Annotated in this window: 8 protein-coding genes, 1 tRNA gene and 3 pseudogenes; 9 read left to right on the forward strand and 3 right to left on the reverse strand. The window is 70.8% G+C overall.

What is annotated here, in order from left to right; all coding sequences use genetic code 11:
- Both ACZ7IB_RS28690 and ACZ7IB_RS28695 read right to left on the reverse strand, forming a co-directional pair.
- A pseudogene (locus ACZ7IB_RS28690) lies at positions 1-1,212 on the reverse strand (SUKH-4 family immunity protein); the annotation flags it as partial.
- A gap of 5 nt (positions 1,213-1,217) precedes the next feature.
- Positions 1,218-2,195: an SMI1/KNR4 family protein gene (locus ACZ7IB_RS28695; RefSeq protein WP_470916686.1), complete on the reverse strand. Its 978-nt coding sequence runs from the start codon at positions 2,193-2,195 to the stop codon at positions 1,218-1,220.
- A 302-nt stretch (positions 2,196-2,497) separates the two neighbouring features.
- Here ACZ7IB_RS28695 and ACZ7IB_RS28700 point away from each other — a divergent pair, with 302 nt between their 5' ends.
- Positions 2,498-3,022, forward strand: coding sequence for a YwqJ-related putative deaminase (locus ACZ7IB_RS28700; RefSeq protein ID WP_470916687.1), 525 nt, complete (start codon positions 2,498-2,500; stop codon positions 3,020-3,022).
- Between the two features lie 10 nt (positions 3,023-3,032).
- Complete coding sequence (locus tag ACZ7IB_RS28705; RefSeq protein ID WP_470916688.1) at positions 3,033-3,566, forward strand: SUKH-3 domain-containing protein; 534 nt, start codon at positions 3,033-3,035, stop codon at positions 3,564-3,566.
- A 168-nt stretch (positions 3,567-3,734) separates the two neighbouring features.
- Here the strand turns inward: ACZ7IB_RS28705 and ACZ7IB_RS28710 are convergent, their stop codons facing one another.
- A complete protein-coding gene (locus ACZ7IB_RS28710) occupies positions 3,735-5,048 on the reverse strand; it encodes a sensor histidine kinase (RefSeq protein ID WP_470916689.1) in 1,314 nt (437 codons plus the stop codon).
- A 155-nt stretch (positions 5,049-5,203) separates the two neighbouring features.
- Between ACZ7IB_RS28710 and ACZ7IB_RS28715 the strand changes: the two are divergent.
- The 7 genes and pseudogenes from ACZ7IB_RS28715 to ACZ7IB_RS28745 form a co-directional block, all read left to right on the forward strand.
- Positions 5,204-6,073, forward strand: a pseudogene (locus ACZ7IB_RS28715) (hypothetical protein); the annotation flags it as partial.
- Between the two features lie 14 nt (positions 6,074-6,087).
- Positions 6,088-6,158, forward strand: a tRNA-Gln gene (locus ACZ7IB_RS28720).
- 108 nt (positions 6,159-6,266) lie between these two features.
- Complete coding sequence (gene glmU, locus ACZ7IB_RS28725) at positions 6,267-7,715, forward strand: bifunctional UDP-N-acetylglucosamine diphosphorylase/glucosamine-1-phosphate N-acetyltransferase GlmU (protein ID WP_470916690.1); 1,449 nt, start codon at positions 6,267-6,269, stop codon at positions 7,713-7,715.
- A 120-nt stretch (positions 7,716-7,835) separates the two neighbouring features.
- Positions 7,836-8,810: a ribose-phosphate diphosphokinase gene (locus ACZ7IB_RS28730; RefSeq protein ID WP_470916691.1), complete on the forward strand. Its 975-nt coding sequence runs from the start codon at positions 7,836-7,838 to the stop codon at positions 8,808-8,810.
- 183 nt (positions 8,811-8,993) lie between these two features.
- Positions 8,994-9,581, forward strand: coding sequence for a 50S ribosomal protein L25/general stress protein Ctc (locus ACZ7IB_RS28735; protein WP_470916692.1), 588 nt, complete (start codon positions 8,994-8,996; stop codon positions 9,579-9,581).
- A gap of 117 nt (positions 9,582-9,698) precedes the next feature.
- Positions 9,699-10,292 carry an aminoacyl-tRNA hydrolase gene (gene pth, locus ACZ7IB_RS28740; RefSeq protein ID WP_470916693.1) on the forward strand — a complete coding sequence of 198 codons (594 nt, stop codon included), beginning with the start codon at positions 9,699-9,701 and terminating at the stop codon, positions 10,290-10,292.
- Between the two features lie 111 nt (positions 10,293-10,403).
- Positions 10,404-10,838, forward strand: a pseudogene (locus tag ACZ7IB_RS28745) (hypothetical protein); the annotation flags it as partial.
- Positions 10,839-10,923 lie beyond the last annotated feature (85 nt).

The raw sequence follows: 10,923 nt of genomic DNA on the forward strand, positions 1-10,923 counted from the left end.
CATACTCGGGTCCGCGAACATCGTCGCCGCGTGGTGCACCCCGCCACCGGGCGGCGGAGACGTCGAACCAGGAGGAGCAGGGGGCGCCGGAGGCCCCGGAGGGCCGGGCGGCTGCGGGGCGCCGGGCGGGCCCTGCTGGGGGACGAGCTGCGTCGGCAGGTACCCGCCCGCCGGAGCGCCGGGCGCACCCGGTCCCGAGGGCGGTGGCACGGGCGCACCTGGCCTGGCGCCCGGGGTGCCGGGAGCACCTGGCCTGGCGCCCGGGGTGCCGGGGGCACCGGGCGGCGGCGGGGTCGTCGAACCGCCCCCGCGCGCACCGCGCGGCGGCACGACGGCCTTACTGGTGGCCGCATCCGCGATGTCACCGGCGCCAAGGCCGGGAGCACTCGGAGCGCTCGGTCCACTCGGGGCAGGTGTTCCGGGTGCAGGTGTGCCGATTCCCTGCTGGTCCAGGCCGGGGACGACCGCCGTCCGGGGCAACTGGCTGCCACCGGACATCAGGGCGGTCGGCGCATCGGCCGGTACGACCGGCGGCGGGGTGCCGTCGTCGTCGGCGCCCGAGAGCGGCGGTGCGAACACCGTGGCCGGCAGGGGCACCGCACCGTCGTCGGAGCCCGCGTTGGTGTCGGTCCCGGCCCAGGGGGTCGATCCGACGGGCACGTTCGGCGGGGATGCCGGAACGCCGTCGTTGGCGGTGGGCTCGTACGCGACCGGCCCGCCCGGCGAACCCTGCGCAGCCGCGGGCGCGGGAGCAGCAGGGGCGACGGGGGGCGGAGTGGTCGAAGGGGCCGAAGGGGCCGAAGGGGCCGCGTCACCGTCCCGGTCCGCCCGACGGTCCGGGATGCCCAGCTTGTCGGCCGCTTCCTGGAGCCACTCCGGGGGGCTCAACAGGAAGGACGTCTGGTTCAAGTCGATGCGCTGCGGCGGCTCCGGAGCGTCCGGTGCCGCATCGTGTGCGCCGTACTCCTCCTCGTACCGCCGTATCACCTCGCCCACCGGCAGCCCCGGCCACAGGGTGGCCTCACCGCTGTCCCTGGCGATCACCAGCCGCTGCCGTCCGCCGTCCGAGACGGGACCCTCGGCACGGTCCTCGCCCCACACCACGAAGCCCAGCTCGAACTCCCGTACCCGCACCTCGCGGTGCTGGTACGCGGGCACGTCGCCGTTGATCCACTCGTCCGCGCGCTCCTGCGCCTGCGCAAAGGTCACCATCGCGCTCACCCCTCCACCGGGACGGCCCGCGCGAAGCCGCCGTCCACCATCAGGTTCGCCACGGTCTCCAGCTCCGGCGGATTGCCCGCCAGACGCTGCAGGAAGGCGTCGAAGTCGCCGCCGCACGGCAGCAGCAGCCGGTCCACCCGCTCCTGCACGTTCCAGCCGTCCTGGTCCCGGGCGTCGTCGTACGCGCAGAACCAGACCGAGCCGACACCGTTGCCCTTCACCTTCACCGCGATGATGCCGCCCTGGACGAAGCCGACGCCCAGGTAGTCCTTGGTGAGGTGGTCCCGCAGGCACTTGTTGACGTACACCAGGTCGTTCACGGCGGCCTCCTCACGCACCGTGAAGAACGGCTGGTCGACCAGGAGACCGAGCTCCGCGTCGAGCGCCGCACCGACCGGGGCCGAGCCACCCGCCGCCTTGAGGAAGGAGCGGTAGGCACCGGGCAGCCGGTAGCCGAGGTCCTCCTCGACGCCCAGGATCTGCTGCTCGCTCACCGCGACGGCGCCCTTGGGCAGCCGGAAGTGCGCGGGCCTGGTCTCCTGCAGCGGGCGGGTGCCGCGCTTGTTCTGGTCGACCGCGGTGGCGGCGAGACCGCCGTGGTGCCTGAGCAGCGCCTTGACCTCGACCGGGACCAGCACCATGCGCCGGCCGCCGGGTACGTGGTGCCAGGTCCAGCCGTGCGGGGTGGCGACGGCGGGAATCGTGTCCCACAGCTCATGGCCGCTCGCCGCCAGCGCCGCGTTGGCCGAGACGTAGTCGGTGAGCCGCAGTTCATCGACGCCGAAGCCCTGCGGGGGCTCGGCGATCTCGGCGGCGGCACGCGCGTACGGCGCGAAGTCCGGGCTGCCGTTCTCGTCCATGCGCACACCTCTGGGGTGGCGGGACGCCCGGACCGGGTCCGGGAAATGCACGAGCTGCCCGGCGTAGGCCGCGTTCGGTGGCGCGGCTTGCTGCCCGAGCCGACCTGTCGTCATGGCGGTTGCCCCCTGCTGCGTCTGACGGGTGAGGACCGACCTGCCCAAGGGGGCGGTCCGGGCACAGCCTATGCGGTGGCGCAAGAGCGGGTCTCGCCCCTACGCCACCCCTCTCCTCTTCCGTCACGAACCGTCACAGCGACGTGACTGACGAGCGATGCTCCTGCCACTGGCGGGTGACACGGAGACGCGTTTCCCCGCCCCAGCTTCCCCACCAGCCGGGACATTTGGCAGGCTGTCACCGAACTCGGGGGCGTGCACATCGCGCAGCTACCGCTGCGGGCACGGGAGGGAAAAGCACCATGCACAGCGCACAAACAGCCACATCCGGGGATCCACGCCTCAGCTGGAGCAACACCGGAACCAGCCTCACACCCCGGCTGCACCACCGCCGCGACGGCATCCTGCCCGCGGTGGCCGCAGCGCTGTCCGTACGCGGTGAGACGCTCACCTGCACGGCGGGCAAGGGCGACCAGCCACCCGTACTGCACCCACTGGTCCAGGACTTCCTCGACACCCTCGCCAGCGGCCAGCGTGAACGCTTCACCGGTCGCTGCCCCGAGGCGATACTGCTCTCCCGGCAGCTCACCGCGGCCGAAGCCGGCCGTTCCAAGCGGGCCCAGCGCAAGCCGCTGACCAACGGCGAGGCCCGCCGCGCCCTGAAGCACTCGCGGCTCACCGCACGGCGCATCCGTGAGGACGGCGACCCGATGCACGGCAGTTACGCGCCGCCGTGCCGCTCCTGCGAGGCGATGCTCGCCCACTTCGGCGTACGCCCCGTCGACCTCACGACCACCGGGGCGGCGACCACCGCCGAGAAGGGCTGACCGCGCGCCGATGCACGACCGAACCGACCTACCCGAACAGGCGGGCCCCGCGGGCCGCGACCGCCACGCCTCGACCCGCTTCCCCGTCGCCGTCGACGCCACCCTGCGCGCCGCGGGCTGGCAGCCCGGCCGATGGGACATCCGGCAGGCCGAGGAGTGGGCCGACGCACTGCGCTCGCACGCGTCGCCCGCCGGTCATCAGCACGCGGTCTTCCCGGCGGCCGTGGAGGCATGGGCGGAGTTCGGCGGACTGCACATCACGGCGTCCGCGCCGGGCCGGCAGATCGCACCGGCCTCGGTGCGCATCGATCCGCTGAGCGGACTGCATCTCGCCCGCACGCTCGGCGACCTCGGCCGGGCACTGAAGACCGAGGTCAGCCCGCTGGGCGAGGAGGGGGACGGGCAGGCCGTCCTCGCGATCGATACGCAGGGGCGGGTGTACAGCATCGATCACACCGGGGACTGGTACCTCGGCCCCGACATCGACCAGGCACTGGCAACGCTGGTCGGCGGCATCCAGCCGGAGCGCCTCGTCCTGGGCTGAGCGGCCTGATATTCCGGCCCGCCCGGCGATCGAGGACAAGACGGCTCCCGGCCGTGCCCGGTCACGAGTCCGCCCCGGCAACCCACCGTCCCGGTTCCGTCCTCGGACGCCGGACGGGCCGGAATCGCCCGCCTGGCGATCCGGGACGAAGCGAGGCCGCAGGGCGGGTCAGGCCGCCCCCCGGTCCGGCAGTACCGCCGACACCCGGAAGCCTCCCGCATCCGTCGGGCCGGAGACGAAGACGCCGCCGAGGCCCAGCACCCGCTCCCGCATGCCGACCAGCCCGTTGCCCCCGCTCGGCAGCCCCGCGTCCGCCGTGGCGGCGTCCGACGGACCGTTCTCCACCTGCATCGCGACTTCCGAGCCCCGGTGCGCAAGCCGCACCCACGCCTTCGCGCCCGCCGCGTGCTTGTGCACGTTCGTCAGGGCCTCCTGCACCACCCGGTACGCGGTCTGCTCGACCTCGGGCGCGTACGGGCGGGCCTCGCCGTCCACCGAGAGCTCCACGGTCATGCCGGCCGCCCTGGATTCCCCGACCAGGGTCTCCACCTCGTGCAGCCGGGGCCCGTCCTCCGCGGCGGCGGCCGCCGCGGCTGCCGCCGCCCGGCCGACCGAGGCGAGCGGCGGCTTCGCGGACCGGGCCGCCACGGGCTCCCCGCTCCGCAGCACCCCGAGCATCTCGCGCAGCTCGGTCAGCGCCTGGCGGCCCATGTCGCCGACCAGGGCGGCGTTCCGCACCGCTTTCGCCGGGTCCTTCGGCGCGACGGCCTGGAGCGCGGCGGCGTGCACGACCATCAGGCTGACCCGGTGGGCGACCACGTCGTGCATCTCGCGGGCGATCCGGTGGCGCTCCTCCGTACGCGCCCACTCGGCCCGCTCCTCGGCCCGGTCGGCGAGCAGCGACAGCTCCCGCTCCAGCGAGTCCGCCCGCTCCCGAAGGCTCTCCATCAGCCGCCGCCTGGCCCCTATGTAGAGGCCGAACAGCACGGGCGGTGCGGTGAGCCCGAGCGACATGAAGAGGGATATCAGCGGTACGTACCAGTCGTCGCGCCCGAAGTCGGTCTGCTGGGAGACGCTCTGCTGCAGCCGTACGTACGTGACGATGAACGTCCCCATGAAGGACATCCCCATCAGCACCGCGGTGATTCTTCGCGGTACGTCGGAGGCGGCCAGCGTGTAGAGGCCGACCAGGCCCATCAGGAAGCCCATCTCGGCGGGCGTCGTCGCGATCGACACCAGCACCACGGCGATCGGCCAGCGCCGCCGCACCACCAGCACGGCCCCCGCGAGCAGCCCGAACACGACGCCGACCGGCACCGGCAGCCCGGTGTTCCCGGCGAACTCCACCCCTTCCAGTGCGCATTCCAGCGCCGACAGGAGCGCGAGCCCCACGTCCAGAGCGACAGCGCGCCGCCGTTCCCACCACCAATAGCCGCGGGTGGTCCCACCCGCGGCTTCCCGGTATGCCCCCGTTGCGGTCATGCGGTCCAGCCTACGGGCGGGCGCACCTCATTTTCGGACGACCTGGACAGCACGTGCGTCTGCCGAACAGAGACAGAACAACCACTTATCGCTTGAAATGGTGAATCGATCAGGCTTTCGCACCGGACGTCCGCATTCCGGACAACGCTTGTCGCATGACGGAAATCACGAGCAAGTACGCCGACTTCGAAGGCCTGCGCGAGCAGGCGATCGCCCTGCGCCGGGAGGGCCTCAGCCGCCGCCAGATCCGCGACCGGCTGTTCGTGGACAACAACGACATCCTGAACCGCCTCCTGGAGGGCGAGCCCGCCCCGGAGTGGACGAAGCGCCCGAACGCCAAGGACGACCTGCGGGAGAAGGCGCGGGAACTGAGGCGCCAGGGCATGACATACGACCGGATCCAGGTGGAGCTGGGCTGCTCGAAGAGTTCGATCTCACTGTGGGTGCGGGATCTCCCGAAGCCGGAGCGCAACCGGACGCGGGAGGAGGCGTCAGCCATCGCCCGGCGGGGCTGGGAGGCGACGCTTCGCAGGCGCGAGGCGGAACGCCGGAAGACGAAGCAGGATGCGACGGACGAGATCGGCACGCTGAGTGAACGCGAGCTCTTCCTGTTGGGCGTCGGCCTGTACTGGTCGGAGGGGTCGAAGTCCAAACCTCATCGCCTCGCAGAGAGAGTCACCTTCATCAACAGCGACCCTCGGATGATCGAGGTCTTCCTGTCGTGGCTCCAACTCCTCGGCGTGAGTGCGCAGCAGTTGCGCTTCCATGTCCACATCCACGAGACGGCAGACGCGACCGCAGCCGAGCAGTACTGGAGGGATCTGACCGGCGCCGACAGTGCGTCGTTCGGCAAGACGTCGATCAAGAAACACAACCCCAGGACGAACCGGAAGAACGTCGGCGAGGACTACCGGGGCTGCCTGGTCGTACGCGTTCTCAAAAGTGCCGACCTATACCGTCGCATCGAAGGCTGGTGGTGCGGCATAGTAGGGGCTGCAAAACGAGCCGATCATCAAAATCGGACACAAAGGGCGAACTATCCCGGGTCGTCTAAAGGCAGGACAAATGGTTTTGGTCCATTGAATGAGGGTTCGATTCCTTCCCCGGGAGCGCTTCGTGCGGGCCCCGACCTCACCGGTCGGGGCCCGCACTCATGTCCGCCCCATACCCCCCCGGTATCCTTCGGGTGTCCACCACCCGAAGCCGAAGGGCATTTCCGTGAGCGCCAACCGCCCGGCAGCCGTCGTCGTCCTCGCAGCGGGTGAGGGCACCCGCATGAAGTCGAAGACCCCCAAGGTTCTGCACGAGATCTCCGGGCGCTCGCTCGTCGGACATGTCGTCGCCTCCTCCCGCGAGCTGGACCCAGAACACCTCGTCGTGGTCGTCGGCCACGAGAGTGAGCAGGTCAGCGCGCATCTCACCGCCGTCGACGACCGGCTGCGGACCGCCTACCAGGCCCAGCAGAGGGGCACCGGAAACGCGGTGCGCGTCGGTCTCGACGAGCTCGGCGGGACCGTCGAGGGAACCGTGATCGTCGTCTGCGGCGACACCCCGCTGCTCTCCGGCGAGACGCTCACCGCGCTCGCCGCCACCCACACGGCCGACTCCAACGCCGTCACCGTGCTGACCGCCGAGGTCCCGGACTCCACCGGCTACGGCCGGATCGTCCGCGACCCGGCCGGCGGTGCGGTCACCGAGATCGTCGAGCACAAGGACGCCACCGACGCTCAGCGTGCGATCCGGGAGATCAACTCCGGGGTGTTCGCCTTCGACGGCCGGCTGCTCACGGACGCCCTCGGCAAGGTCCGTACCGACAACAGCCAGGGCGAGGAGTACCTCACCGATGTGCTCTCCATCCTGCGCGAGGCCGGACACCGGGTCGGCGCCTGTGTCGCCGACGACCACCGCGAGATCCTCGGCATCAACAACCGGGTCCAGCTGGCCGAGGCCCGGCGGCTGCTGAACCAGCGGCTGCTGGAGCGGGCCATGCTCGCCGGTGTGACCGTCGTGGACCCGGCGTCCACACTGATCGACGCCACCGTCACCTACGAGCGGGACGCGATCGTGCACCCGGGCACCCAGCTGCTCGGCAGCACGCATCTCGCCGAGGACGCCGAGGTCGGCCCCAACACCCGGCTCACGGACACCGTTGTGCACGCGGGCGCACGCGTGGACAACACGGTCGCGGACCGGGCCGAGGTCGGCGTGGGCGCGACGGTCGGCCCGTACGCCTATCTGCGGCCCGGCACCAAGCTCGGCCCGAAGGCCAAGGCCGGCACCTACGTGGAGATGAAGAACGCCACGATCGGCGAGGGCACCAAGGTCCCGCACCTGAGCTATGTCGGCGACGCGACGATCGGCGATCACACCAACATCGGTGCCGCCAGCGTCTTCGTGAACTACGACGGCGTGGCCAAGCACCACACGACGATCGGCTCACACTGCCGTACCGGGTCGGACAATATGTTTGTGGCGCCTGTCACGGTCGGGGACGGCGTCTACACCGCGGCCGGCTCGGTCATCACCAAGGACGTACCGTCCGGTTCGCTGGCTGTCGCCCGCGGCCAGCAAAGGAATATCGAGGGCTGGGTGGCCCGCAAGCGTCCGGGAAGTGCCGCCGCGCAGGCAGCTCAGGCCGCCGCCCCGGAGCACGACGGCGAAAGCTGACCGGAAACAGGTGCGCCGTGCACGGCGTACCGTGATAGATGCTCACCCCATTTCGGCTGGCTCGTTGCACATCGGGACACATGCGTGCAGCGCCAGAAACACGTCTGAGGAGACTGTGCTGTGACCGGGATCAAGACGACCGGCGAGAAGAAACTGATGCTCTTCTCCGGCCGCGCCCACCCCGAGCTGGCCGAGGAGGTTGCGCACCAGCTGGGTGTCGGCCTCGTGCCGACGAAGGCCTTCGATTTCGCCAACGGTGAGATCTACGTCCGCTTCCAGGAGTCCGCCCGCGGCGCCGACTGCTTCCTGATCCAGAGCCACACCGCTCCGATCAACAAGTGGATCATGGAGCAGCTCATCATGCTGGACGCGCTGAAGCGCGCCTCGGCCCGCTCCATCACGGTGATCGTGCCGTTCTACGGCTACGCCCGCCAGGACAAGAAGCACCGCGGCCGCGAGCCGATCTCGGCCCGTCTGGTCGCCGACCTGATGAAGACGGCGGGTGCCGACCGCATCCTCACCGTCGACCTGCACACCGACCAGATCCAGGGCTTCTTCGACGGCCCGGTCGACCACCTCTTCGCGCTGCCGATCCTGGCCGACTACGTCGGCGCCAAGGTCGACCGCTCGAAGCTGACGATCGTCTCCCCGGACGCCGGCCGGGTGCGGGTCGCCGACCGCTGGTGCGACCGCCTGGACGCCCCGCTGGCGATCGTCCACAAGCGCCGTGACAAGGACGTCGCCAACCAGGTGACCGTCCACGAGGTCGTCGGCAACGTCAAGGGCCGGGTCTGTGTCCTGGTCGACGACATGATCGACACCGGCGGCACCATCTGCGCCGCTGCCGACGCCCTGTTCGCGCACGGCGCCGAGGACGTCATAGTGACGGCCACGCACGGTGTGCTCTCCGGTCCGGCCGCAGACCGTCTGAAGAACTCCAAGGTCAGCGAGTTCGTCTTCACGGACACCCTGCCGACCCCGGGTGAGCTGGAGATCGACAAGATCACGGTGCTCTCGATCGCCCCGACGATCGCCCGCGCGGTGCGCGAGGTCTTCGAGGACGGCTCGGTCACCAGCCTCTTCGAAGAGCAGTAAGCAGCACAGCACAGAAGATCCACTTTGGGGTGCGGCCTCCCCGCCGGGTAGACTCAGCGAGTTGCTCGGCGAGGGAGGCCGTACTCATGTGTACGGCGGTCCGTTATCGACGCGCTCTTCGTAGCAGGCCTGTCGTGGGCCGGGTGACCGTCCAAGTTTCGTCACCATACGAGGAGTGCAGTCATGGCTGAGGTCAAGCTCGCCGCCCAGGCCCGTACCGAGTTCGGCAAGGGCGCTGCCCGTCGCACCCGCCGCGCCAACCTGGTTCCCGCGGTCGTCTACGGCCACGGTGCCGAGCCGGTTCACATCAACCTGCCGGGCCACGACCTGATGATGGCGCTCAAGACCGCCAACGTCCTGATCGGTCTGGAGATCGACGGCAAGGACGCCCTGGTCATCCCCAAGGCCGTGCAGCGCAACGCGCTCAAGGGCAACATCGAGCACGTCGACCTGCTGACCGTCAAGCGCGGCGAGAAGGTCAACGTCGAGATCGCTGTGCACGTCGAGGGCGAGCTGGCCCCGGGCGGCAACCTCCTGGAGTACGTGCAGAACACCCTGCTCGTCGAGGCCGAGGCCACCCACATCCCCGAGTCCGTCACGGTCTCCGTCGCGGGCCTGGACGCCGGCGACTCGATCCTCGCCAAGGACATCCCGCTGCCCAAGGGCTCCGTGCTGGCCGGTGACGAGGACGCCGTCGTGCTCCAGGTCGTCGCCGCGCAGGCCGAGGAGCCGGCCGCCGAGGGCGCCGGGGCCGAGGGCGCCGAGGCCTGAGCCTCGCCTTCCCTGCTTCACTGACGGGGCGGCGGTTCCTTCTTCGAGGGCCCGCCGCCCCGTTTCCCTGTAACCGGGCCACCCGGAACCATCCGTACGCGAGGAGACCGAGCGCAGATGTCCGACGCCACCGAACCCTGGCTCATCGTGGGCCTCGGCAACCCCGGTCCCGAGTACGCGGCGAACCGGCACAACGTCGGTTTCATGGTCGCCGACCTCCTCGCCGAGCGCATCAGCGGGAAGTTCAAGCGTGCGCAGAAGGCCCAGGCTCAGGTCGTCGAGGGCCGCATGGGCCCGCCGGGACCTGAGAACCGCCGGGTGATCCTGGCCAAGCCGATGTCGTACATGAACCTCTCCGGCGGCCCCGTCACCGCGCTGCGCGACTTCTACAAGGTGCCGACCGACCACATCGTGGCGATCCATGACGAGCTGGACATCGACTACGGAACACTCCGGCTGAAGCTGGGCGGCGGCGACAACGGGCACAACGGGCTCAAGTCGATGACCAAGTCGATGGGGGCCGACTACCACCGGGTCCGGTTCGGGATCGGCCGGCCGCCGGGCCGGATGCAGGTCGCGGACTTCGTGCTGAAGGACTTCTCGTCCACCGAGCGCAAGGAGCTCGCCTACCTCGTGGACCGGGCCGCCGACTCCGTGGAGTGCCTGCTCGCGGAGGGTCTGGAGCGCGCGCAGAGCGCGTACAACTCCTGACGCCCGCAGCAACGGTCGTAGCGCGTACAACTCTGACATTCCCGCCGGTACCCCAGCGATTTTCGGCCATAAGTTGACCGCGGGCGCTGCTCTGCCCAAGGATCGCTCCCCATGAAGCGGAGCTCCTCTCACCGCGCCCTGGTCTACGCCCGCAGCGCCGCCATGGGCTGTGTCGTCCTGCTGCTGCTCGTCGCGGGCGTGCTGTCCTCCTGGAGTTCGGCGCACCACATCGTTCTGGCCAAGGGCCGTGAGCACGGCACGATGACCGTCACGGGCTGCGGCGCCGATGTCTGCACCGGACCGTTCGCGCCGTCCGGTCAGGCCGCCGCGCGCCCCCGGGTGACGATCGAGAAGTCCGTCGCGGCGCGCAGGGGCGATCACTTCCCCGTCGTCGTGAAGCCCGGCACGGACGATGTCGTACGCACCGGAACACCCGGCTTCCTGCATGCCTGGGTGCCACTGGGCGGTGCGCTGTTGCTGGCCGCCCTGATCATCGGCGGCGGTCTGCGGCTTCCCCGGATCGCCTGGGGCACCGGGGCCGGGGGGGGGGGGGGGGGGGGGGGGGGGGGGGGGGGGGGGGGGGGGGGGGGGGGGGGGGGGGGGGGGGGGGGGGGGGGGGGGGGGGGGGGGG

It is taken from the genome of Streptomyces sp. NPDC037301 (assembly GCF_055602785.1).

Excerpts from the sequence above, each read along its gene's own strand:
- ACZ7IB_RS28695 (WP_470916686.1), bottom strand. The coding sequence starts at position 2,195 with ATGACGACAGGTCGGCTCGGGCAGCAAGCCGCGCCACCGAACGCGGCC.
- ACZ7IB_RS28700 (WP_470916687.1), top strand. The coding sequence starts at position 2,498 with ATGCACAGCGCACAAACAGCCACATCCGGGGATCCACGCCTCAGCTGG.
- ACZ7IB_RS28705 (WP_470916688.1), top strand. The coding sequence starts at position 3,033 with ATGCACGACCGAACCGACCTACCCGAACAGGCGGGCCCCGCGGGCCGC.
- ACZ7IB_RS28710 (WP_470916689.1), bottom strand. The coding sequence starts at position 5,048 with ATGACCGCAACGGGGGCATACCGGGAAGCCGCGGGTGGGACCACCCGC.
- ACZ7IB_RS28735 (WP_470916692.1), top strand. The coding sequence starts at position 8,994 with ATGGCTGAGGTCAAGCTCGCCGCCCAGGCCCGTACCGAGTTCGGCAAG.
- pth (WP_470916693.1), top strand. The coding sequence starts at position 9,699 with ATGTCCGACGCCACCGAACCCTGGCTCATCGTGGGCCTCGGCAACCCC.